This is a genomic window from Actinoplanes derwentensis (assembly GCF_900104725.1).
In the GTDB taxonomy this organism is placed as follows: Bacteria; Actinomycetota; Actinomycetes; order Mycobacteriales; family Micromonosporaceae; genus Actinoplanes; species Actinoplanes derwentensis.
The window spans coordinates 2,908,413-2,931,930 of sequence record NZ_LT629758.1; the positions used below are offsets into that span (position 1 = coordinate 2,908,413).

A 23,518-nucleotide genomic window follows, 5' to 3' on the forward strand; every position below is an offset into this window, starting at 1 on the left:
ATGACTGACGAACCGCTCGCCGAGGTGGAGGTCCTCCTGGTCGAAGACGACCAGCGGGGTGACCCGGCCAGCGAGGTGAGCCTGGGGACGGTGCGTTTCGGGAGCTGGCGGATCCAGTCGCTGCCGGCACCGGAGTACGCCACCGACGCCTATCTGGTCCAGGTGGTCTTCGACATCGAGCTGGCGCCGGAGGTGCCCGGGCCGGTGTGGGCCGAGATCGGGCTGGAGTTCGGCGAGGGGGTGAACGTGCTCGATGTCATCCCCCGGGCGATCACCCGGGAGCACGACGACCGCACCTATGTGCTCGGCCCGGATCTGCGGTTCACCGGGCCGGGCTCGCCGGACGGCCGGTCGTTCCTGCTCGAAGGGCTGACCCCGACGATCGCGGCGTTCGGGCTGGGCAGCCGCCGGATGCGCTGGCGGCACACCGCAACGACGGCGGCCGGGGTGCCGGTGGGTTCGCACACCGGCTGGCTGGTGGTGGAGACGCCACCGGACGTGCGTGAGATGGCGGTGCGTTTCTCGGCGGACTACCGGCTGGAACCGAAGGACACCATGGGCCTGCGGGCCGGTAGCCGTCCGGTCGACCGGACGGTGGCGCTGCCCGCACCGGCTCCCGGGCCCCGGGCCGAACCGGATGCGGACCGATCCCGGCGAGTGTTCCTGATCCACGGCCGGGACGACGTCTTCGCCGGCCGGATGCGGGATCTGCTCAGCAATCTGGGGCTCCGGGTGCTGGAGTGGGATCCGCTGGTCCGTACCGCCGGACGCGGGGCGTCGCCGCACGTCCTGGAGGTGATCCACCACGGGCTGAACAGCGCACAGGCGGTCGTCGCGCTGCTCACTCCGGACGACGTGGTGTCCCTGCATCCCGACCTGTGGGCACCGCGCGAGGATGCGCACGAGACGGTGCCGATGATGCAGCCTCGCCCGAACGTCCTGATGGAACTCGGGGCCGCGCTGCTCGCGTTCCGGGAGCGCACGGTGATGGTCAAGGTGGGTGAGATCCGGCCGCTGGGCGACATCGCTGGGGTCAACTACATCGACTTCCACGAGACGGACGCCGCCCGAGGAAAGCTTGTCTCCCGATTGAAGGCCGCCGGATGCACGGTTGACGACACCGGCACCGAATGGCGCCGGCCCGCCCGGTTCGAGGGGCTGGCGGTCTTCGACCGTCGGCCGCCGGTCACAGGGCCCGCAGGAACGCCCTGACCTCCAGCAGGTCGATGGTGTGCAGGTCGTCGGGGTGGACGATGATCCGCAGCTCCCGGCAGATCGGCATCTCCCGGGAGCGGGCCAGGAAGGAGATCAGGATCAGCTTCAGCAGGGACTCCCGGTCGAGCTGGTCGATGCGGGCCAGCCCCGAGCCGACGATGGGCATCGCGAGCGGGCGCCGTTCGGCCCGCTCGTAGACGGCGTCCCACAGGCGGTTCAGGCTGACCCACATGTCGTCCACCGAGGAGCGTGGCACCAGATCATTACCGAGCCGGCTGTACGCCAGGGCGAAGACCTGTTGTCCGGGCTGACCGGCGACGGCGACCGTGCCGATCGGGTACCGGGTGCGCTTGCCCACTTTGGTGCCGGGCCGTTCGGTGACGACCGGGGCGGCCCGGCGCAGGGCGGTCGCGAGTTCGTGGTCGAGGCGGCGCTGGTCGTCGCCGTACCGGCGGTGCAGCAGTTGTCCCTGGACCGATGTGCTGGAGATGATGCGGTCGTCGGTGACCGAGGTGTCGAAGGTGTCGGTGAAGCCGACGACCAGGTGGGTGTCCTGTTCGAACAGGTCACCGACCTCGATGCAGATCCGGGTGTCCGGTTTGTCGAACTCGCGCTCGATCCGGGACCTGGGGTAGGCCTGCGCCACTGCCCAGGCCAGGCAGCCGGCCAGGGTCAGGGCGGTCACCACGATCGGCGCCGGGAACGCCTTGTTGAAGAACATCTGCCCGAGGAACTGGATCACCGCCGACACCAGCCCGGCGGCCGCCAGCAGGTGCGCGAGGAAGATACGCAGACCACGGCGGGTACGGAAGATCAGCCGGGTGGCGTAGAACGGGCTGATGACTGAACGTCTTCCCATGGTTACATTATGTGCTTTCCGTGCCAGGAGACTTCAAGGTCCACTGTGTCGGAGAACGGAGGCGACATGACGATCCGCTACGAGCCGGTGCACTTCACGATCGTCGCCATCGACGTGGCCGGCTCCGGCGGCCGCGACGACCAGCTGCTGCTGCAGATGCGCGCCGATCTGCGCCGGATGGTCGGTGACGCGCTCCTCGATCAGGGCCTGGATCCGGCGGACGTGTCGATGGAGGATCTCGGCGACGGGGTCCGGCTCATCGTCCCCGCCTCGGTCACCCCGGCCCGGCTGCTCGACCCGTTCGTCACCCGGCTCGGCGCGGCCCTGCGCGCCCATCGCAAGATCATGGCCGACGCGGCCCGGCTGCGGCTGCGAGTCGCGGTCCACATGGGACTGCTGCACCGTGACAACGGCGGCTGGGCCGGGGAACCACTGGTCCACATCGCCCGGCTGCTGGACGCCCCGGCGGTCCGGCAGGTCATCGGCACCGGTCAGGTCGATCTCGCGGTGATCGTCTCCGGTGACGTCTACGACAAGGTCGTCCGCCACGGGTACGGGCTCGACGACTCCAGCTATCGCAAGGCCACCATCGCGGTGAAGGAGACCCGGACCGTCGCCTGGCTCTGCGCGCCCGGCCACTCCGCACCGCCTGGCCTGGAGCCCACCCCGGAACCCCCTTCGGCCGTGACTCCGTCGGCGGTGGCCCGGGTGCGGCGGCGGTCCTCCCCCGGCCGGTTCCGGCAGGCGTTCGGCACCCGGCGCGGCGTGCGGGGGTTCGGCCGGCGTCTCGCCGTCACCTCCGGCGGCCTGCTGTCCGGGGCGGCGCTGGCGGTGGTGGCGTTGCGGCTCGGCGCGCCGGTCGCGCTCGCCGTCGTGGCACCGGCCCTGCCCGGCGTCCTGTGGGCCCTGGCCGGCACCTATGCCGGGTGGGCTCCCGGGCACCGGCTGCACCGTCCGGAGGTGACCGTGACGTTCCGGGTCGGGGATCTGTTCGACGAGGACGCGCACCTCGTCGTGGGTTTCACCGACACGTTCGACACCTCGGTCACCGGGGACCGGATCATCAACAGCGCCTCGGTGCAGGGCCAGCTCCTCACCCGGCTGTTCGACGGTGATCAGCGCCGCCTCGACCGGGAGCTGGCCCAGGCACTGGCCCGGCACACCCCCACCGGTTCGGAGCGCCGGGACGCGAAACGGCTGGGCAAGCTGGTCCGGTACCCACTGGGCACGGTGGCCGTCCTCGGTGCGCCGGACCGGCACGTCTTCGCCACCGCGTACAGCCGGATGGGTAACGACCTGGTGCCACAGTCCGGCGTCGACGATCTCTGGCGCAGCCTGTCGGCCTTGTGGGACGCGGTCTACGAGCGCGGTCAGCGCGCACCCCTCGCGATGCCGGTGGTCGGGTCGGGTGCCGCCCGGATCGATCAGCTGAGTCCGCAGAGTCTGCTCAAGCTGGTGCTGATCTCGTTCGTGGCACGCTCGCGCCAGTCGCTGATCTGCCGGGAGCTGCGGATCGTCGTGCATCCCGGCGATCTGGGCGCCATCGACCTACCCGAGATCCGGCGATTCCTGAAGGGACTGTGACTCGTAGATCGCCGACAGACGTTTCAAGAAGACCTCCGGGGAGTACGCCGCCGCGGCCGCCCGCCCTTGACCGGCCATTGTGGATCTCAGCGCGGCGTCGTCGAGCATGCGCAGCAGCGCGGCGGCGACCGCGTCCGGCTCCGGTTCGCAGGTGAACCGCCCGGCCTCGGTGGCGCCCGGCCGGATCGCGAGCCCCGGATCGGCGACCACCACCGGCAGCCCGGCCGACTCCGCCTCGGCCAGCACCAGGCTCTGGGTGTCGGTGGTCGAGGTGAACGCGAGGACGTCAGCGGCCCGGTAGTGGCCGGCGACCTCGTGATGCGGCACCGGCGGCAGCACGTCGACGTGCCCGGCCAGCCCGAGGCCGGCGATCCGGCGGGCCAGGTGCCGGCGCCGCCGCCCGATCCCGAGCAGCACCAGGCGGGTCTGCGGCCGGGCCGCGTGCACCCGGATGAACGCCTGCAGCAGCAGCTCCGGGTTCTTCTCCGCGGTGCCCCGGCCGACCGAGAGCACCACGTTCGCGGTGTCACGCTCCGGGCGAGGCGCGACGGCGGTGACCGGGGTGGGCAGCACCCGGATGTCGGCGGTGGTGCCGAACTCGGCGAACCCGGCGGCGGTTTTGGCGGACGGGGCGATCACCACCGTCGTCCGCGCGAACATGGCCCGGCCCAGCTCGACCAGCCGGGCCCGGCGGACGGCACCGGGCCGGGTCAGTTCCCGGTACTCCCGCAGCGACCAGCGCAACCCGAGACTGTGGGCGCACCAGGCGGCGCCGATCGGGATCTCGGCGAACAGGTCGGCGTACGCCAGCAGGTCGGTGTGCCAGGTGATCACCAGGGGCACACCCCAGTCGGCGGCCGCCCGGAACCCGTACATCCCGATCGGTCCGGTGGTGTGCACGTGGACCACGTCGGCCGGGCGGGCGGTGAACGGCAGCCCCACCCGGACCTGCCGAAACGGCACCGGCACACTCGGCACCCGGCCGGGCCGGTGCAGATCGACCTGGTATCCGGCCGACCGCAGCAGCCGCACGGTCGTCTCCACCGACCGGGTGACACCGTCCGGCCGGCCGGGATGACTGTCGCAGAAATGGGCGATCCTCACGGCTCGGAGATCATTGCGTGCCCGGCGCACGACCGCTACCCCGCGTCGTAGGCTCGGGCCGGTGAACCGGGTGAAACGGGTGCTTCCGGCCTTCGGGACGCTGGCCGCCGTGCTTCATCGGGCTGAGGTGGATCGGTCTGGCCGCATGGCGTTCGCCCGTCCGCCGTCGCCGCGCAGGGCCGTCCACGGGCGGGGATGGGCGAAGGCGTACGCCAGGCGCAGCACGGGAAACAGCGTGAGCTGAATACGGGTGACGATCCAGGCGCGGGCGTACGCGTACCGATGGCGCTGGTAGGTCTGCTCGGTCATCAGGGCGTACGCGCGGTAGTCACCGAACCGGTTAGCGATCCGGCGAGCCGACGTGCCCGCACGCAAACCCGCCGCGAAGACCGTCTTCGAGCCCTCCTGATGCAGGTGGATGCCCAGGTCGATGTCCTCGTGCACGTCCGCGTCGGTGCACAGCGCCGGTTTGACCCGTCGCCAGGCGGTGGCCCGGATCGCCATGTTGGCGCCGAGCAGCCAGTCGAGAGAGTCACCGCCGGACAGCCGCCGGAAGAGGGCGTCACCGCCGTCGACCAGCCCGGCCATCGTGATGTCGTAGTAGCCGACCGGCCCGGTGGCCGCCTGCACCACCGGGTCCGCGAACGTCTCCCGCACCGCCCGGGACCAGCCGGGCGCGAGCCGGGTGTCGGCGTCGATCCGCCCGATCACGTCGCCGGTCGCCGCGTCGAGACCCCGGTTGCGGGCGTGCTGCACGCCGGGAACTGGTTCGTGCAGCAGGATCACCCGGCCCGGATGGCCGGCCAGCTCGCGGAGGGTGCCGTCGTCGGAGCCGTTGTCGACCACGATCACCTCGTGGACCGGCTCGTCCTGACCGAAGATCGCGTCCAGGCATTCGCGGAGGAAATCCTGCTCGTTGTGGACCGGCACCACGATCGAGATCAGCATCGCTCCATTGTGGTGCCACACGCACACGAAAGGGCGCCCGGCAGAAGCCAGGACGCCCTTTTCCGTATCGCCTATCGGCGACTAGAACCAGACTTTTCGACCACCGACCGGACGGCCAATCGCACCGAGGATCCAGAGAACGGCTCCGATGACCAGCAACACGATGCCGATCGTGTAAAGGATCGAAACCTTCAGGAGCACTCCCAGAAGGACGAGGATGAGTCCCAGGACCAGCATGACTATTGCTCCGTTCGTTGGCGTGTCTTTTCTAGCGCGACCCACTGATACCCAGCACGCCAGATCACCAATCAAGCTCCACCATGAAAACGCCGGTCCATGTCCCACGTCACACTCCAGCGTCTGCCGATCATGGACGGACGGTGCCGCGAAACATGATCGGGGTGACGCCGGTGCGCTGGTGGAAGTACTTGCTGAAGTTGGTGGCGCTGGTGAAACCGAGCCGGGCCGCGATCTGGGCGGCGGTGTGTTCGCTGTGGGCCAGCAGCCGTTTGGCCTCCAGGACGACACGCCGGTCGATGTAGTCCTTGGCGTTGACACCGGCGGCGGCCTGGGTGGCGCGCGACAGCGTCCGGGCGGAGTAGCCGAGCCGGTGTGCGTAGTCCTCCAGCCGCCGGTTCCGGTTGAAGTCGCGTTCGACCGCGTCCCGGAAGCGCAGGAACGTGTCCCCGCCGTGCGGACCACCGCCGGTGGGGGCGAGCTGGAGCAGTAGCACCGACAGCAGATGTCGCAGGATCGCCTGGCGGACCTCGATCGGCATCCGCCCCGGCCCGGTGAACACCCGGTCCAGATGGGTCACCGAATCCACGAGTGCGGCCTGCTCGGACGGCGCCGGGTCGTGGACGACGGCGGCGTGCGGATCGTCAAGGTGCACGGCGGCGGCCGTGGCCGGGTCGAGGAAGTCCGGCTCGAAGAGGACCAGAGTCCCCTCGGCGGTGCCCGGGTCGCCCCACTGCTGCACCTGGCCGGGCCGTACCCACAGCCACCGGCCGGGGGTGAGCATGACGGCGGCGAAGTCGACGGTGTGCCGCAGGGTTCCGGCGCGCAGGGACAGCAGGTGATGGAAGGTGGGCCGTTGCGGGCCGCCGCCGACCCGGCCGCGCACCCGGTCCAGGTCCAGCACCTCGATGCCACCCGGCATCCCGGCCGGAGCCGCGAACCCCAGCTCGACGATGCCTTGTCGGTTTTTGACCATCACGAGTCGGAACGCTACCCGGTCGCGTCCTTGGGTGGCTCATAGCGTGGAACCAACAGCACAGAACGAGAGAAGGAACCACGATGAGCGCCAAGGAAATCGTCCTCACCGCAGCCGGTCAGCTCTTCGGTGACAAGGACCCGTCCGCCGTCGACCGCTGGGCCGCCGCCACCTACCGTCAGCACAGCGCACTCGCCGCCGACGGTCCCGAGGGCCTGCGGGACCTGGTCGGCAGCCTGTCCGACGGCTTCCGCTACGACCTGCACCGGGTTGTCGCCGACGGTGATCTGGTCGCTCTGCACGGCACTTACCACGGCTTCGGCCCCGAGCCGCTCGTCGCCTTCGACGTCTTCCGGGTGGCCGACGGCAAGCTGGCCGAGCACTGGGACGCCCTCGCCCCGGTCGTCACGAGCACGGTGTCCGGCCGCTCCCAGACCGACGGCCCCACCACTGTCACCGACCTCGGCCAGACCGAGGCCAACCGGGTGCTGGTGACCGATTTCGTGGAGACCGTCCTGAAGGGCGGCAAGGTCGACACGATCACCGACTACCTCAGCACCGAGACCTACCACCAGCACAACATCGGCATCGGCGACGGCCTGGACGGGCTCGGTGCCGCCTTGACCGCACTCGCCCAACAGGGCGTCACGATGACCTATCACGCGGTGCACCGGGTGATCGCCGAGGGCAATTTCGTCCTCACCGTCTCGGAGGGCAGTTTCGGCCCCACCCCGACCGCCTTCTACGACCTGTTCCGCGTCGACTGCGGCCGGATCGTCGAGCACTGGGACATCACCCCGGAGATCCCGGCCGGCCTGCCGCACCCCAACGGCCTGTTCTGACGCTTCGGATGGCATCCTCCCGAATGGCGACATACATTGACAGTTGCCTATCAATGGAGGTGCCCATGCACCGCACGATCATCGGTGTCACGCTCACCGCGGCACTGCTGGCGGCCGGCCCCCACCCGGCCGCCGGCGCGGCGGAACCCGACCTGGCGAACCCGCAGGTGGTGGCGAGCGGCCTGACCGTCCCGTGGGGTCTCGGCTTCCTGCCGGACGGCAGCGCGCTGGTCGCCGAACGCAACAGTGCCCGTGTGCTGCGGTTGGTGCCGGGCAGCGCGCCGGTCATGGTCACCACCATCGCCGGGGTCTCCCCCACCGGCGAGGCGGGGCTGCTCGGCCTGGCGGTCTCACCGACCTTCGATCAGGACAATCTGGTGTACGTCTACTTCACCTCGGCCTCCGACAACCGGATCGCCCGGTTCCGCCTGGACACCCCCGCCAGCCAGCAGGTGATCCTCAGCGGCCTGGCGAAGGCGAGCATCCACGACGGCGGGCGGATCGCGTTCGGCCCGGACGGCATGCTCTACGCCGGCGTCGGCGACGCCGGTGTGACGGCGAACGCGCAGAACCAGCAGAGCCGCAACGGCAAGATCCTGCGGATGCGCCCGGACGGCGGCGTCCCCGCCAGCGGCAATCCGTTCCCCGGTTCGCTGGTCTACAGTCTCGGCCACCGCAACCCGCAGGGCCTGGCCTGGGACGCGCAGGGCCGGTTGTACGCCGCCGAGTTCGGCCAGAACACCTGGGACGAGGTGAACCTGATCGTGGCCGGCGGCAACTACGGCTGGCCGACCGTCGAGGGCACCAGCACCGACACCCGGTTCCGCAACCCGATCGTGGTGTGGACCACCGCGGAGGCGTCCCCCAGCGGCGCCGAGATCGACGGCTCGACCCTGTACGTCGCCGCCCTGCGCGGCCAGCGCCTGTGGTCGGTGCCGCTGGACGGCGCCGGCGGCGCGGGCACCCCGGTGTCCCGGCTGCAGGGCCGGTACGGACGGCTGCGCACGGTGGAACGCGCCCCCGACGGCGCCCTGTGGGTGACCACCAGCAACCGTGACGGCCGCGGTACCCCCGCCGCCACCGACGACCGGGTCCTGCGCTTCCCGCCGCTCACCTGACAGCCCGCCGGTCCCGGTCCTTCCCGGGCCGAGACCGGCCGGCGGGGCTTCTTCACGGCGCCGCGGACGCGGCCTCGCGCGCCATCGCCCGCAGTGTCGCCGCGAACCCCACCCGGCCGATCACTGTGAACGCCGGTGCGGTGAACCGGGCGAGGCGGTGCGGCCAGACAGTGACGTCCTCTCCCCACACGACGTGACTGTGCCCGCCCGCCAGCGGTGTCACGGTGAACCACGCGCGGCCGCGGATGAAGTCACCGCGCTTCTGCACCTCGCACCGCCCGGGCCGGTCGCCGGGCGCGTCCCCGCCGGGCGGCTGCCACACGGTGACCGTCATCGGGTCGTCGAACGCGAGCCGCCCGACGCCGGTGCGGGCCACGAAACCCGCGCCCACCCCGTCCGGCCGGTCCGTGGTCACGCCGACAGTGGTGAGCGGTACCCAGCCCGCGTGCCGGGGCCAGTCGGTCAGCGTGGACCACGTGATGGTGGCGGGCGCCCGGACGGACCGGGCGACGGTGAAGTGGGCCATTCGCCGACCGTACCCGCCAATGATCTTGATCTGGCTCTTCGCCACCAAAATCGGATATATTGACGATCATCGAATGGTTGCATAGCGTTCAGGCACGCATCCCGGCGCGTGCCACACCCCCGCACGGGCCGGCCCTTCCCCCAGAAAGGGCGTTTGACCATGCTCCGAGGAGTACGGCGCACCATGCTCGCCGCCGCGACACTCATGCTGTCGCTGGCCGTCGCCGGGCCGCCGGCCGCCGGCCACGACCCGGGCACCCCGGAAGGCAAGGCCGAGCAGGCGGAACTGCTCCGGATCTACGAACCGGCCTGGAAGAGCGGCACCGCCATCGCCGCCACCGTGACCTGCGTCAACGGCACGGCCGGCAGTTACCCGTGCAAGAACGTCGACCTGCTCAGCTTCCTGCCGCAATCCACACTGGGTGGCGGCAGTTCGTCGAGCATGTGGTACTGGGCCGACACCCCGAACAACACCGAGTACATCCTGTACTGCCGGTCCAACGGTGTCTCGTTCGTGAACGTGACCGACCCGTCCAACCCGAAGTACCTCGGGAACCTGCCGTCCGCGAACGGGGTCAGCTCGTCGTGGTGTGACATCCGCACGTACGGCAACTACGCGTACATCGGCAAGGACTCGGTCTCGCACGGCATCCAGATCTTCGACCTGACCAAGCTGCGCGGCGTCACCACCACCCAGACGTTCACCGCCGCCGCCCGGTTCACCGGTCTGACCAACAGCCACACCCTGCAGATCAACCAGGCCACCGGCTTCCTGTACGTGTCCGGAGCCAACACGTGCAGCAAGGGCCTGACGATCTACAACATCAAGTCGCCGCTCACGCTCACCCTCGCGGGCTGTTACAGCGGCGCGGTCTACTCGCACGAGTCGATCGTGGTCAACTACGCCGGACCGGACACCCGGTACACCGGCCGGGAGATCGCCTTCAACTACACCGGACAGGGCAAGACCTTCCAGGTCCTGGACGTCACTGACAAGTCGAGCATCAAGGTCCTGTCCAGCGCCACCCACCCTGGCGCCAGCTTCATCCACCAGGGCTTCGCCACCAGCGACTACAAGCACATGATCGTCAACGACGAGACGATCAGCACCGCCTCCGGCAGCCCCGACTTCGTCTACAACATCGAGAAGCTGGACGCCGTGAAGTACGTGGGCCGCGACAACGGCACCCGTGGCACGTTCGTCAACCACAACGGCTACACCGTCGGTAACCGGCACTTCCAGGCGTCGTACCGCGGTGGCCTGCGCATTCTCGACACCACGAACGTCGCCTCGGCCAGCCTGCCCGAGGTCGGCTACTTCGACGTCGACCCGTCGTCGAACGCCAGCGGTTACAGCGGGAGCTGGATGGCGCTGCCGTACCTGAAGAACGGGGTGGTGGCCGTACAGAGCATCGGGGTCGGGCTCTTCCTGGTGAAGCCCACCGGCGCGGCGGCCGTCAGCTGACCGCCGAACCAACCGGCACGGACCGTCATCGCCGCCTGACCGCGGCGGTGACGCTGGCCGGCTTCCTCGGTGCCGCCTACCTGTTCTTCGACAGCCAGGCCCCCGCCGCCGCGCCACCCGCACCGGCGCCGTCGGCGGTCGCCTACAACAGCGACGGCCTCTCCGACGTCTACGACGGCTTCCAGGTGGAGGCACTGTCCCTGCCCACCGGGCGCGGTCCGGCCACGATCAAGCTGAAGGTCAACGGTCCGACCAGCAACTTCCAGACCATTCACACCAAACCCATGCACATGTACGTTCTCCGCGACGACCTGTCCGGGTACCAGCACCTGCACCCGTCCCTGGCCGACGGCGTGTGGACGGCTCCCGTGACGATCACCGACGGCGGCGCGTACCGGGTCTACATCGAGTTCACCCCCGCCGGACGCCCGTCGACAGCCGACCCGACGGTGCTGGGCGTGCCGTTCGTGATCCCCGGCGACACCAGCATGGTCCCGGTCCCCGCCCCCGTGGCGGAGGCGTCGTCGGGCGGCTACACCGTGCGCCGTCTCGACGGCACCGCCGACCTGACCTCGGGCATCCCGGCCGCCCTGCAGTTCCAGGTGCTGTACGACGGCCGCCCGGCGACGCTCGAACCGTATCTGGGCGCCTACGCCCACCTGTCCAACTTCGAGGTCCGCACCCAGGCATTGATGCACCTGCATCCACTCCCGGCGACCTCCGGCGGCCTGCTGGCGTTCCACGCGGCGTTCGCCGAGCGGGGCGACAAACGGATGTTCCTGCAGTTCCGGGCGGGCGGGAAGTTGCACGAGGTGGCGTTCACCGTGTTCACGACCTGATCCGGTCGATCAGCATCCGGAGCAGTTCGTCGCCGGTGGTGTTCCACTTCTCGGCGGTGAGGTGACCGCTGTTCTCCATCGCCACGATGCCGTGGACGCTGGTCATCAGCAGCGCGCCGGCCGGCCCGGCGCGCCGCTGATCGCCGGTTACCTCGGCGACGATGCGCAGGAACTGGTCGTGGGTGCGCGACACCGCGGCGACGGCGGCCGGGTTCTGGTCGGCCGGGGCGGAGAACATCAGCGCGTACGCGTGCGGGCGATGTCTCCCCACGTCCATCAGCCCGGTCAGGGCACGTTCCAGCCGCTGCGCCGGCGGCAGGCTCTGGTCGGCGAGCAGCCCGTCGAGCGCGTCGCCGATCGCCGTCCAGCTCTCCTCGGCGATCGCCCCGAGCAGGTGCTCCTTGTCCGGGAAGTGGCCGTAGGGCGCACCCCGGGACACTCCGGCACGAGCACCGACGGCCCGTAACGTCACCGCGTCCGGACCGCCCTCGTCGAGCAATCGTGTGGCGGCGTCCACCAGCGCGCGCCGGGTCGCCGCCGCGCTCTCCACCCTGCTGACCATGGCGGCAATCTACCCTCCCGTTCGTTTGACAACGTCATATGAAACGCCTACCTTCGTTCATATGACAACGTCACATGAAGAGCTGGTCCTGATCAGCGGCGCCTCCACCGGCATGGGTGCGGCCGCCGCCCGCGAACTGGCCGGCCGCGGTTACCACGTGCTCGCCGGGGTCCGCCGCGAGGCCGACTTCCTCCACGGCCCGAACCTCGAATCGGTGTTCCTCGACGTCACCGACCCGGCTCAGATCGAGGCCGTCGCCCGCCGCATCGCCACCGACCCGCGCCGCCGCCCGCTGCGCGCCGTGATCAACAACGCCGGCATCGCCATCAACGCACCGGTCGAGCTGCTCTCGATGGACGAGTGGCGACGCCAGTTCGAGGTCAACTTCTTCGGCCACGTCGCGGTCACCAAAGCCGTCCTGCCGGCTCTGCACGCCAGCTCCGGCCGGGTGGTGAACATCAGCTCGGTCGGCGGGAAGGTCGCGCTGCCCACCTACGGCGCGTACGCCGGGGCGAAGTTCGCCATGGAGGGCATGAGCGACGCCCTGCGCCGGGAGCTGGCGCCGCACGGCGTGCAGGTGGTCGTCGTCGAGCCCGGCGGTGTGCAGACCGAGATGACCGGCCACGGCATCGACCGGATGCAGAAGACCATCGCCACGATGTCGGCGACCGAGCGCACCCGCTACGGCGCCCTGTTGCAGGCGATCATCAACCAGGCCACCGCGTTCACCGCATCGGGCCTGCCCGCCGAGCGCGCCGGCCGGATCATCGCCGACGCCACCACCGCACGCCGCCCGCGCGCCCGCTACACCATCGGCCGGGACGCGGCCGTCCTCACCCGGCTCCCCCGCCTGCTCACCGACCGTCTGCTGGACCGGATGATGGCGGCCAGCCTGCGCCCGCACTTCCCCAAATCCGTCTAAACCGCCGGCGGAGACTCCAGGCAGGCGACGGTGCGGCCGGTGCCGATGTCGGTGATGCCGTGGGTGATGCCGGTGAAGCCCGGCCACCGCACCGCCAGAGCCTGCTCGTGCTGCAGGAACCGGACGATCGTCGCGCTGACCCGCTCTCCGGGGACCAGCAGCGGGATGCCCGGCGGATAGGGGGTCAGCAACACCGCCGTCGTACGCCCGGCCAGCTCGTCCACCGGCACGTGCTCGACCCGGCCGGCCGCCATCGCTGACCACGCGTCACCCGGAACGGTCACCTGCTCGACCGGCTCGGTGTAGATCGCCGTGGTCAGTTCGGCCAGGTCGGCGTCCCGATAGGTGGCGTGCAGGTCGTCGCACAGGTCCCGCAGCCGCCGCCCGGCATAACCGGGGAACTCGGCGGTGAACGCCGGCATCAGACGGTCGATCACGGCATTGCCGTCGTACGCGCTCTTGAACCGGTGCAACTCCGCGACCAGCGAGTTCCAGCGCCCTTTGGTGATGCCGATGGTGAACAGCACGAACAGCGAGTAGAGCCCGGTCTTCTCCACCACTACCCCGTGTTCGGCGAGGTAGCGGGCCAGCACGATGCCCGGGATGCCGGGCGTGCCGGGTTCGCTGAACGCGCCGTGCACGGTCAGGCCCGGTGTCATCAGGGTGACCTTGATCGGGTCGAGCATGGTGAAACCGTCGTCGACCCGGTCGAAGCCGTGCCAGTCGGCGTCCGTGGTGAGTTCCCACTCGGCCCGGTCCGGCAGCCCGGTCCGCGCCGGAGTGTCCGGCCCCCAGACGCCGAACCACCAATCCGCAAGCTCCTCGCCGGTACGGATGACGGCCCGCCGGAACTCCATCGCCTCGGTGATCGTCTCCTCCACCAGGGCCGGACCACGTCGCCCGGCCATCATCTCGGCGGACACGTCACAACTGGCGATGATCGCGTACTGAGGGCTGGTACTGGTGTGCATCCGATAAGCCTGGGCGAACACCCGCTCGTCGAAGTGCCCGCCGGTGGTGTCCTGAACCAGGATCTGCGACGCCTGGGACAGTCCGGCGAGCAGCTTGTGGGTGGACTGGGTGGCGTAGACGACGGTCCGGCCGGTGCGCTCGCGGTCGTTGGCGACCCCGTGCATGCCGTCATACAGCTCGTGGAACGGGGCGTGCGGCAGCCAGGCCTCGTCGAAGTGCAGGGCGTCGACCACCCCGTCCAGGCTCGCCTTCACCGCGTCGGCGCGGTAGACGATCCCGTCGTAGGTGGACTGGGTCAGCGCCAGCAGCCGGATCCGCCGGGTCTTGTCGGCGATCAGCGGACTGGCGTCGATCTTGGCCTGCAGCGCCTCGCGGGAGAACTCGCTGCGCGGGATCGGCCCGATGATGCCGGCCTTGTTGCGGGTCGGCATCAGATAGATCGGGACGGCCCCGGTGAGCACGATCGCATGCAGCACCGACTTGTGACAGTTGCGGTCCACGGCCACGATGTCACCCGGCCCGACCAGCGAATTCCACACGATCTTGTTGGAGGTGGAGGTCCCGTTGGTGACGAAGTACAGGTAATCGGCACGAAACGTCCGGGCGGCGAGCCGCTCGCTGTCGGCGATCGGGCCGGTGTGATCGAGCAGCTGCCCCAGCTCCTCCACCGCGTTGCACACGTCGGCACGCAGCAGGTTCTCCCCGAAGAAGTCGTGGAACAGGGTGCCGACCGGACTCTTCAGAAACGCGGTGCCACCGGAATGCCCCGGACAGTGCCAGGAGTAGGCGCCGTCACTGGCATAACGCATCAGAGCCGCGAAGAACGGCGGAGCCAGCTGCCCGAGATAGTGGCTGACCTCGCGTTTGATCTTCCGGGCCAAGAAGTCGGGAGTGTCCTCGTACGCGTTGACCACACCGTCGATCCGCGACAGCACCGCCTGCGGAATCTCCCGGGCGGTCAGCTGATCGCCGTACAGCAGGATCGGGATCCGGTCGTTGTGCCGCCGGACCGCCCGCACGAACCCGGCCGCCGCCTTCTCCGACTGCAACGCGCAGATCACCGCCGAACTCGTCCGGGCGATCTGCGCCAGCGGCCCCTCGTCGTCGAAGTGCCGAAGCCCCAGGCCGGCCCGGTCCAGGGCGGCTTCGAGCAACTCCAGCGGCTGCCGCGAACCGGTCAGCCCTTCCGCGGGCGTGACGATCGTGACCGGAAACGGCACCGTGAACGTCCTCTCACCGGCGGCTGACACTGCACGTCGCCGTGACCCTAGCCAGCAGCGATGCCTTCCGTCCCGGAAACTCCGCACGAGGAGCCCGTTCCGGTCAGGCGCTGACCGGTGGCGGCGGCAACGTCACCCGTAGCAGGCGGGCCACCGTCACCGCCACGTCGTCGCGTCCGTGCCCGGCGACCACCTGCAGACCGACCGGCAGGCCCTCGGCCAGGCCCGCCGGGACGCTCACCGCCGGGTGGCCGGTGATGTTGAAGTCCCAGCAGAGGTCGCCGACGAAGTCGCTGGTGACCGGCCCGTCGTAGGGGTGGGCCACGGTCAGCGTGGTCGGCGTGACGATCGCGTCCACCGTGTCGAAGACATCTGCCAGAGCCCGGTCGGCGGCACGGCGCAGCTCGGTCGCATGCCGCACCTGGTCACCGCTGACGCCACGACCGGCATCGAGGGCGGCGAGGGTGTCCCAGGCGTCCTCGGGCGCGGCCAGGTCCAGAACCACGCCGACCAGGTCGAGCCCGGCCGGTCCTTCCAGCGACATCCCGGCGGCGATGCGGTCCCGGACTACCGCGGCCACTGCGGAATCTGCGGTGCCGCGTCCGAAACTGGTCAGGAAAGCGACCCGCAGGCGCCGGCCCGGTTCGGTCACCGGGACCGGCCAGAACGGCGAAGCCGACGGATCGCACCGCTCCGGGCCGCTGATCAGGCTGGTCGCGGTCACCACGTCGTCCAGGTCGGCGCCGATCAGGCCGGAGACCGCCAGCCCGATCAGCGGCCGGCCGGGCCGGGGCACCCGCCCGGCGCTGCCCTTGAAGCCGGTGACCCCGCAGAAGGCCGCCGGGATCCGCAGGGATCCGCCGCTGTCGCCGCCGGTCGCGAGCGGCACGACGCCCGCGGCGACGGCCGCCGCCGCGCCCGCCGACGAGCCGCCCGGTGATCGCGTCAGGTCCCACGGGTTGCGGGTGTAGTCGGTGCCGTTCCACCCGTGGGTCTGTGAATCGGTGCCGGGCCGGTTGCGGGTGGAGACACCGATCGGGATCGCTCCGGCCGCCACCAGCCGGGTCACGACCGGGGAACCGGCGGCGGTACCGGATTTGATCAGAAACGGCACTCCGGCGAGCGGCAGCTCGGGCGATACCCGCCGGGCCGCCGCGAGGGCGCCGGCCGGATCGAGGCTCTCGGCGAAGTGCAGCACCGGGTCGAGCGCCTCGGCCGCGGCCAGTGCCTTTTCCACGAGTTCAACGGGAGTACGCCCGCCCGCCCGCACCGCCGCCGCGGCAGCCAGCGGGCCCACTCCACCACCACTGCCAGACACCGGCCCATGGTAGCGGCGGCCTCAGGGATAAGCTTCCCCATCTTCAGGATCCAGGATATTATGTATTGGATCCAATAACCGGAGGCACGCATGCCCTCACCCCGCGTCGTGATCGCCCCGATCGTGACCATGGACCCGGTCTCGCCTCGCGCCGAGGCCCTGGCCGTCGACGGCGACCGCATCCTGGCCGTCGGCGACGTCACGTCGGTCCGTGCCGCCTGTCCGCCCGGCACCACTGAGGAGCGGCTCGACGCTGTCATCGTCCCCGGCCTGATCGACGCCCATCTGCACATGCAGCGCGGCGGCCTGAAGGCACTGTCGGTGCCGGCGCCGGGCGGCTACTGGGACGCCGCGTCCTTCTGCGCGGAGATGCTGCGCACCTTCCACCTGGACGAGTGGCCCGCCGGATCAGTCCCGCAGCCGGCCGACCGGGCCGCCGGGCTGGCGCTGATCCAGCCGCTGCTGCACGCCCTCGGGATCACCGGCGTGGTCGATCCGGCCGTCACGCCTGCCGAGATGCGCGCCTACCAGCGGGCTCACGCCGACGGCGCGCTGACGATGCGGGTCACCGCGATGCCCCACCCGGACCCGGAGGACTCCCCGCTGACCAGGCTGGCCGGTGTCGGCGTCGCCACCGGCTTCGGCGACGACCTGCTGCGGATCGGCGGCATCAAGGTCTACTTCGACGGCGAGGGCGTCAAGAAACAGGCCCTGCTCACCACCGAGTGGACGCCCGGCAGCGGCGACCTGGGTGTGCAACGGATCTCCGACGACGAGTTCCGTTCACTCGCCGGTTTCTGTGCCCGCAACGGCTGGTCGCTCGGGGTGCACGCGGTCGGCGGCGGCGCTGTCGCCGCGGTGCTGCGGATCTTCTCCGAGATCGACCGGGTGACCCCGATCCGTGACCTGCGCTGGCAGCTGATCCACGCCTATCTGGAACCGTCCGCCGAGAGCATGGCCCTGGCCGCCCGCCTCGGCGTCATCGCCTCCCTGCAACCCTCGATCCACTGGCACAACGCTGAGGGCCTGATCGGCCACCTCGGCGAGCGGGCGGTTCCCGCCGACCCGATCCGCTCCTGGCTGGACGCCGGCGTGCGGGTCGCGCTGGGCTCGGACGGCCCGTTCTTCCCCTTCGACCCGCGCCGGCTGATGTGGCAGACCCGCACCCGCATGGTCCGCGGCAGGGCCGCCCCGGTCGCCCCCGAGCAGGCGATCAGCGGCACCGAGGCGCTGGCCGGTTACACCACCGGCGCGGCGTTCTCGGCCTTCGCCGAGGATCGGCTGGGCATGCTGCGCGCCGGGATGCTGGCCGACTGGGTCGCGCTGAGCACCGACCCGACCACGTGCACCCCCGAGGAACTACTCACCACCACCGTCCTGCGCACCGTCGTCGGTGGCCGGACCGTCTTCACTGGAGAGACCCCATGAGCACACCGGAAAACCGTGTCCGCGACCTCGGGCTGGACATCCCCGACTACGCCGATCCGCCCTACGGCGGCCGCTACGGCACGGTCAAACCGTTCCATCGGGCCGGTGAACTGCTCCTGCTCTCGGGCATCACGCCCGAGGACCGCTCCGGCAACCGGCTGCACCCTGGCCGTCTCGGCGACGACGTCACCGTCGAGCAGGGCCGCGAGGCGGCCCGGATGACAGCGGTCAACGCCCTGGGCCTGATCCGCCTGGCCGTCGGCAGCCTGGACAACGTCGTGGCGATCGGCCGCAACCTGTGTTTCCAGCGCACCACTGACGACTTCGAGGACCTGCACCTGGTCTCGGCCGGCGTCTCCCAGCTGTTCATCGACGTCTTCGGCCCCGAGGCGGGCATCGCCGGCCGAGCCTCGATCGGCGTGGCCGCCCTGTCCCGCCACAACTGCTTCGAACTATGGACCGAACTGCAGGTCAAACCCTGAACACCACTTTCCGGTACGCCGCGGCAAAGCCCCGTGGCCACCACGCAAGGCAGGCGACCCCCCAGGCCACCCCGCGCCCGCCGGGCCGAATGCGGTGGCCAACCCACAACCGCCGGCCGACCCGAACGCGTCAGATGACTGCCTTGCCACTCGATCTGGCCCGGAAGCCGACCCCTCCGGACTTCGCGTCACCGGCGGCAGATCCGGAGGCTAGCGCTGACCTTCTGCGCCGTCCACGGTTGCAGCGATCTTCGCGGCGATCGCATCGATGGTGTCAAGGATGTGCTCCGGCGAATCGGCGAGCGAGACGACGTGGGAGTAAAGACGGACGCCTGCATTCCGGACGACGATCGCGGGTGCCGGTGTCCCTGCGGCATAAACGAGGTGCCCCGCACGAAGGCCGAGCGCCGTGCAGTAGGCGAGGACTTGGTACAGGTCCTCCGGTCGAGGCCCGGCTGGCGGGAGCCGCTTGTACTTCGCATCCACGACAGCCACACAGGCAGCCCCGGACCACCAGGTGATGTCGGTCTGCATGGTGACCCTGCTGCCGTGGTCGAGTGCGAGTGGCTGCTGCCGCCGTCCTTGACCGCCGATTGCCTCCAACGCGGAGATCAACGCTTGGGACAGCCAGTCCTCGTAGACACGGTTCATGTCGAACAGGAACCCGTTGGCGCTGCTCGTCCCGGATCTGTCCTCGACGCTCGTGCGTTGCAGGATCATCTGGGCGAGGTGCAGCGCCGGCCAGTACCGGCGATTGAGCCGGGTCTCGGTGATCACCGGTAGCCGTAACCCAGGAGTGAGCAGCGCCGCGTCGGCGAGATCCCGGGTCATCCTGGTCAGAGCCATCCGTACGGCAGGGGCAACGCCGTCGACCGCTAGCAGCTGCGTCGCGGCGGTCCGGAGCACACGGTTTTCGGGTACATCGATGGTGTAGTCGTCGTAGCGGACTTCCAGCGGCAACGGGATGCCGGGCCGGGCACGCATCTGATCCGCTTCGCGCAGTCGGCCTCGCAGCCCGGGCAGGGCCTCTTCACGTTCCTGGTAGCCGTGCAGGATCCCGGCCGCCAGCGCCCGCCGGCATCGGGCCATGAACATCGTCGCCATCGCGGCGACGACCCCGATGTCCGTCCCGACCTGGACGTCGTCTTCACGCCATCCGGACTGATTCCTCGCGTGGCCCAGCAGCCACACGAGGCGAGATACCCCGACCTTGGGCCGAACGTGCAGCTCGACGGCATCGTCACCCGTCCCGGCGCGAACCGCACCGACGGTGCTGCGGGCCTGCAGAACCGTGTCATTGCCGCCGAGGGCACCGCTGACCTGGACTGCGCCGGTACCGTGCAGCGCGCGGGCAGCTCCGGCAGTCAGGGCTGGAAACACCATCCGTTGATGCTCGCCGATAGCCACTCGCCTCATATTTGATCCGCAGCCGGTATTCGGGCATCGCTGCTGGAAAGGGCTTTGCCCTCCTCCAGCACAGGGCCGACAGATGCCGACGATGCCGGGGTGCTACCGCCGGTTCCCCCTTTGAGCTGGCTGAGCAGGGACGCGAGGGCGTATGTGGCGTGAACGTCGACACCGTTCCCGGCGAATCGTTCTTCCAACAGCGGGATGATCGCGGTCCGCCAGATCCGTTGAAGACCGGCGGAGGTGCGGGATCGCTCGCTCATGAAGTACGACGGTCCGACAGCGCTCTCCGGATCGCCCAGCATGCTGTTCAGCGCGTCGAGCAGGTCAGCAGCGGTCGCCGGGATGGCATTGGCGGCGAGCCAGTCACGCAGCATCGCCTTCAGCGGGGCCTGGCCCGGAAACAGGGGAACGAAGTCGAACCGGCGGCGCATCGCCTGATCGACCAGCGCAATCGACCGGTCGGCCGTGTTCATCGTTCCAATGACCAGAAGGTTTCTCGGCAGGGAGAAGTCCTCGTCGGGTGAGTACTGCAGACCGACCGCCCGGTTGCGGTACTCGAGGAGGAAGTACAACTCCCCGAACACCTTCGCAAGATTCGCACGATTCAGCTCGTCGATCACCAGGACGTACGGGCGGGTCGGGTCCGCGTCCGCGAGAGCCGCCATACGCCGCAGTGGACCGGGCACGAGGTCGAACACGAGGGAACCCTGGGTCTCACCAGGTCGCGGCCGGAACCCCTCGAAGAAGTCTTCGTACGCGTACGACGGATGGAACTGAACGAGACGCTGCTCGCCGCCCGCGGTCTCGGTCAGGAACGTGGCGAGGGCCTGCGCGATGAACGTCTTGCCCGTCCCTGGCGGCCCGTAGAGGACGACCTGTCCCTTCTCACGGAGCAGATCGATGACCTCACGAAGCCAGTCCAGCGGCAGGAAGAGCCCGTCGGCGAACGCCTTCGTCGGGTCCGGAAGTTCCAGCGCGACCGGAGCGGTCAACGCCGACGTCGGCTCCTCGACCTGACCGGCGCCGGCGGCTTCTTCCACAGTGGCGAGCGCGAGGATCTCATCCGCGTACAGCCCCAGATCGCTGACGACATTCTGGCCGCTCAGCTTGCCCTGGGCTCCGGCGGAGAGATCAGCGCGAGCGATCGGCCGGCCGGCATTGAGCCACGTGACCGGGCGTCGCCGGTTTGACAACGCATCCGAGGACTCGCCCCATTCAGCCGCCCCGGCGATGCGCCCCGCGAAGACGTCAGCGCCGTGGACCGTCACCACGACATGACCAACCTTGATCCGGTTCAGGAACCGATCCAGGGTGCCGGTCTTGGAGCGCCGCTCCTGCGTGCTCACATCAGGCAGAGCCGCTGCCACGACCTCGGCGATCTTCGCGTGCGACGTGCCGGCCGGGATCGAGGGGACGTCCGGGAACGCGACGGAGCAGTACCCGTCGTCGAGCCACTGGGGGATCAGGTCTACACCGTGCACCTTGGCACCCCGGACGAGCCACCCCCGGGTCGTCGTCTTCGTCGTTCGCCAGCCGTCCCACGGCGGCCGGTAGAAATGTATGGGTTCGCCCTGTCCGTCGGCGAGCGCGTCGCGCAGTAAGAGCATGTCCCGGTCGTCGTCACCCGACCGCGCTGCCAGACGCTCCGCGTAGAAGTCCAGGATGCGTCCTTTGTCCAGGCTCGCCACGATGGACTCGAACGTATCCGGGAACATCAGATGCAGCAGCGCCGCGCGTTGGTTGTAGCCGCTGTTCAACGGCACCGAGCCCAGCAGATCCCGGAACATCCATGGATCCGAGGTCACCGCGGTGCGCTCGTCATCAGTCAAAGCGGTGAGCGCGACAACACATCGAATGAGGAACGTCAGTTGCACATCGGGCCTGGTCATGTACCAGGTGCCTGGATTGGCGACACCACCGGTGAATGCCTCCAGGACGCGGTCGGGCAACGGACCGGTCGTACCTGCGAAGGCAAGGATGCCTTCCACCATCCGCCGTTTGGCGGGCACACCCACGTTCACGGGCGTCAGCTCATAGATGACAGCAAGCTCAGCCATGAGCCGGATCGCCTGCGGGCTCACGTCCGCCAGCTGGGTCTGCAGCTTTTCGAGGAACGTCTTGGAGCCGAGATCGGGGGCGTTCACGAAATGCACAATGAGTTCATCGGCAGCGGCAGCCGCCCAGACATGAGTGCCGGGGCTCAGCAAGCTGTCCAGCTGGCCAAGGCAACGCTGCCGAATCTCGTCGGCCAGGGCATAAACCTGTTCAGGGCTGTCGCGCATGTAGGAACCCTACGGGCGTTGTTCCGGCCCCGCCGTCGCATCGATTGACACTTCCGGATCGCGAGAACGCCCGACAGCCCGGAGCGGCCCGCTCGGCGCCTGATCAAAGATGCCGCCGTTGACGGACGAGGAACTCGGGTGGGCAAGACGTCCCCACCCGGTTCGGCCGGCGATCAACCTGGAACCCTGTCTGATGTGTTTGGGGGCCGCGATGGCACTCAAGGTACGGAGATCAACTTCGGCCTCGAATCGCCCGCGGACGGGGATCCGCGGTCACCTTGACGGCACTACCGGACCGTGCGGGCCGAGACGGGGCTGGTCCCGGTCAGTCGTAAGCCTCGTGTTTGCCGGCCGGTGGTTGGTGCCGGGTGGCCTGTGCTGCGGCGGGCGGCTGGTTGCGGATGAGGAAGACCGCTACGACGGCGAACAGCATGAGACCGATCGTGGCGATGCCGGTCAGCGCCGACCAGCCGCGGGCTCCGGCGGTGTCGACGGCCTGGTCGATGCCGCCGGTGGACAGGAACGTGGTCGGGTCGGTGAGGCCGTGCAGGACGATGGCCGCCCAGAGGGTGCCGGTCACCCGCATCACCAGGTACATGCAGACACCGAAGCAGAAGGTGTAGCCGACGGTGGACGCCACGGTTGCGAGTTTCATGCCGGAGAGCAGGTTGATCGAATGCATCAGGGCGAACACCAGCGATGACACGACGGCGACGAAACGTTCGCCGTGGTCGGCGTCGCGCAGCATCTTGACCGCCAGGCCGCGGGTGGCCAGTTCTTCCACGACGCCGATGCACAAGCCCAGCACCGCGATCAGCGCGATCTCCGTCCCGGTCCAGTTTCCCCAGTCGGTGGCGCCGACGTGCCCGGCGATCGCCAGTGCGACCAGGGCCGGTCCGATCCACATCCAGGCGCGGCCGTGGATCGGCTGTGGCCCGAAGACCTCCCGGAGCCAGCCGGCCCGCCAGGTGAACACGAGCAGGGCGGCCGCTCCGATCGCGATCGGCAGCACCAGCGCGAGGAAGATGCTGCTGGGATCGGCCAGCAGGTTGCCGGTGTCGATCCGGTCGCCGAAGAGCAGGCCGATCAGTTGCCCGACGGCGACGTAGAAGGCCAGGTAACCGGCGATCAGCAGGAACGGCTTCCAGATCGCCGGCCGGTTCCAGAAAGTCACGGACGGATTCTGTCAGGGCTCGGTCACCTTCGGCGA

General features: G+C 69.6%; 21 protein-coding genes. 9 read left to right on the forward strand and 12 right to left on the reverse strand.

Going from position 1 to position 23,518, the window contains the following annotated elements:
• Entirely contained in the window at window positions 1-1,212 is a 1,212-nt protein-coding gene (locus tag BLU81_RS13205) for a TIR domain-containing protein (RefSeq protein WP_092544716.1), read from the forward strand.
• Here BLU81_RS13205 and BLU81_RS13210 read toward each other — a convergent pair.
• Complete coding sequence (locus tag BLU81_RS13210; RefSeq protein ID WP_197686215.1) at window positions 1,187-2,074, reverse strand: macro domain-containing protein; 888 nt, start codon at window positions 2,072-2,074, stop codon at window positions 1,187-1,189. The genes BLU81_RS13205 and BLU81_RS13210 overlap by 26 nt on opposite strands.
• Before the next feature lie 66 nt (window positions 2,075-2,140).
• Between BLU81_RS13210 and BLU81_RS49610 the strand changes: the two genes are divergently transcribed.
• Window positions 2,141-3,658, forward strand: a complete 1,518-nt coding sequence (locus BLU81_RS49610) for a macro domain-containing protein (RefSeq protein ID WP_197686216.1) — start codon at window positions 2,141-2,143, stop codon at window positions 3,656-3,658.
• Here the strand turns inward: BLU81_RS49610 and BLU81_RS13220 are convergent.
• From BLU81_RS13220 to BLU81_RS13235, 4 genes are all read right to left on the reverse strand, one after another.
• Window positions 3,623-4,762 carry a glycosyltransferase gene (locus tag BLU81_RS13220; protein WP_172890542.1) on the reverse strand — a complete coding sequence of 380 codons (1,140 nt, stop codon included), beginning with the start codon at window positions 4,760-4,762 and terminating at the stop codon, window positions 3,623-3,625. The two genes, BLU81_RS49610 and BLU81_RS13220, sit on opposite strands and share 36 nt — an antisense overlap.
• A 114-nt stretch (window positions 4,763-4,876) precedes the next feature.
• Window positions 4,877-5,710, reverse strand: coding sequence for a glycosyltransferase (locus BLU81_RS13225; protein WP_092544720.1), 834 nt, complete (start codon window positions 5,708-5,710; stop codon window positions 4,877-4,879).
• Between the two features lie 81 nt (window positions 5,711-5,791).
• Window positions 5,792-5,947, reverse strand: a complete 156-nt coding sequence (locus BLU81_RS49150; protein ID WP_092544722.1) for a hypothetical protein — start codon at window positions 5,945-5,947, stop codon at window positions 5,792-5,794.
• Between the two features lie 130 nt (window positions 5,948-6,077).
• Window positions 6,078-6,923: a helix-turn-helix domain-containing protein gene (locus tag BLU81_RS13235; protein ID WP_092557014.1), complete on the reverse strand. Its 846-nt coding sequence runs from the start codon at window positions 6,921-6,923 to the stop codon at window positions 6,078-6,080.
• Between the two features lie 83 nt (window positions 6,924-7,006).
• Between BLU81_RS13235 and BLU81_RS13240 the strand changes: the two genes are divergently transcribed.
• Both BLU81_RS13240 and BLU81_RS13245 read left to right on the forward strand, forming a co-directional pair.
• Window positions 7,007-7,765, forward strand: a complete 759-nt coding sequence (locus tag BLU81_RS13240) for a nuclear transport factor 2 family protein (protein WP_092544724.1) — start codon at window positions 7,007-7,009, stop codon at window positions 7,763-7,765.
• 65 nt (window positions 7,766-7,830) lie between these two features.
• Window positions 7,831-8,883 carry a PQQ-dependent sugar dehydrogenase gene (locus BLU81_RS13245; protein ID WP_092557016.1) on the forward strand — a complete coding sequence of 351 codons (1,053 nt, stop codon included), beginning with the start codon at window positions 7,831-7,833 and terminating at the stop codon, window positions 8,881-8,883.
• 52 nt (window positions 8,884-8,935) lie between these two features.
• Here the strand turns inward: BLU81_RS13245 and BLU81_RS13250 are convergent, their stop codons facing one another.
• Complete coding sequence (locus BLU81_RS13250; protein WP_092557018.1) at window positions 8,936-9,409, reverse strand: SRPBCC family protein; 474 nt, start codon at window positions 9,407-9,409, stop codon at window positions 8,936-8,938.
• Window positions 9,410-9,568: 159 nt separating this feature from the next.
• Between BLU81_RS13250 and BLU81_RS13255 the strand changes: the two genes are divergently transcribed.
• Window positions 9,569-10,873 carry a choice-of-anchor B family protein gene (locus tag BLU81_RS13255; protein ID WP_092544726.1) on the forward strand — a complete coding sequence of 435 codons (1,305 nt, stop codon included), beginning with the start codon at window positions 9,569-9,571 and terminating at the stop codon, window positions 10,871-10,873.
• A gap of 47 nt (window positions 10,874-10,920) precedes the next feature.
• The gene (locus BLU81_RS13260; RefSeq protein WP_092544728.1) at window positions 10,921-11,712 is read left to right on the forward strand and encodes a hypothetical protein; all 792 of its coding nucleotides are present in this window, start codon (window positions 10,921-10,923) and stop codon (window positions 11,710-11,712) included.
• Here the strand turns inward: BLU81_RS13260 and BLU81_RS13265 are convergent.
• The gene (locus tag BLU81_RS13265; protein WP_092544730.1) at window positions 11,702-12,274 is read right to left on the reverse strand and encodes a TetR/AcrR family transcriptional regulator; all 573 of its coding nucleotides are present in this window, start codon (window positions 12,272-12,274) and stop codon (window positions 11,702-11,704) included. The two genes, BLU81_RS13260 and BLU81_RS13265, sit on opposite strands and share 11 nt — an antisense overlap.
• Window positions 12,275-12,335: 61 nt before the next feature.
• On the opposite strand from BLU81_RS13265, the gene BLU81_RS13270 reads away from it, so the two are divergent.
• Window positions 12,336-13,196 carry an SDR family oxidoreductase gene (locus tag BLU81_RS13270; protein WP_092544732.1) on the forward strand — a complete coding sequence of 287 codons (861 nt, stop codon included), beginning with the start codon at window positions 12,336-12,338 and terminating at the stop codon, window positions 13,194-13,196.
• On the opposite strand, the gene BLU81_RS13275 is transcribed toward BLU81_RS13270, so the two are convergent.
• Window positions 13,193-15,388 (reverse strand): arginine/lysine/ornithine decarboxylase, encoded by a 2,196-nt coding sequence (locus BLU81_RS13275; RefSeq protein WP_197686218.1) that lies wholly within the window; start codon window positions 15,386-15,388, stop codon window positions 13,193-13,195. The genes BLU81_RS13270 and BLU81_RS13275 overlap by 4 nt on opposite strands.
• 103 nt (window positions 15,389-15,491) lie before the next feature.
• Window positions 15,492-16,706 (reverse strand): amidase family protein, encoded by a 1,215-nt coding sequence (locus BLU81_RS13280; RefSeq protein ID WP_092544736.1) that lies wholly within the window; start codon window positions 16,704-16,706, stop codon window positions 15,492-15,494.
• A 90-nt stretch (window positions 16,707-16,796) separates the two neighbouring features.
• Here BLU81_RS13280 and BLU81_RS13285 point away from each other — a divergent pair, with 90 nt between their 5' ends.
• Entirely contained in the window at window positions 16,797-18,134 is a 1,338-nt protein-coding gene (locus BLU81_RS13285) for an amidohydrolase (protein WP_092544737.1), read from the forward strand.
• The gene (locus BLU81_RS13290) at window positions 18,131-18,616 is read left to right on the forward strand and encodes a RidA family protein (protein WP_092544739.1); all 486 of its coding nucleotides are present in this window, start codon (window positions 18,131-18,133) and stop codon (window positions 18,614-18,616) included. Before BLU81_RS13285 ends, BLU81_RS13290 begins: the two co-directional genes overlap by 4 nt.
• A 210-nt stretch (window positions 18,617-18,826) precedes the next feature.
• Here BLU81_RS13290 and BLU81_RS13295 read toward each other — a convergent pair whose 3' ends face one another.
• From BLU81_RS13295 to BLU81_RS13305, 3 genes are all read right to left on the reverse strand, one after another.
• Entirely contained in the window at window positions 18,827-19,999 is a 1,173-nt protein-coding gene (locus BLU81_RS13295; RefSeq protein WP_157751539.1) for an McrC family protein, read from the reverse strand.
• Window positions 20,000-20,028: 29 nt separating this feature from the next.
• A complete protein-coding gene (locus BLU81_RS13300) occupies window positions 20,029-22,308 on the reverse strand; it encodes an McrB family protein (protein ID WP_092544743.1) in 2,280 nt (759 codons plus the stop codon).
• Between the two features lie 325 nt (window positions 22,309-22,633).
• Window positions 22,634-23,482 carry a CPBP family intramembrane glutamic endopeptidase gene (locus tag BLU81_RS13305; RefSeq protein WP_197686219.1) on the reverse strand — a complete coding sequence of 283 codons (849 nt, stop codon included), beginning with the start codon at window positions 23,480-23,482 and terminating at the stop codon, window positions 22,634-22,636.
• Window positions 23,483-23,518: the final 36 nt, after the last annotated feature.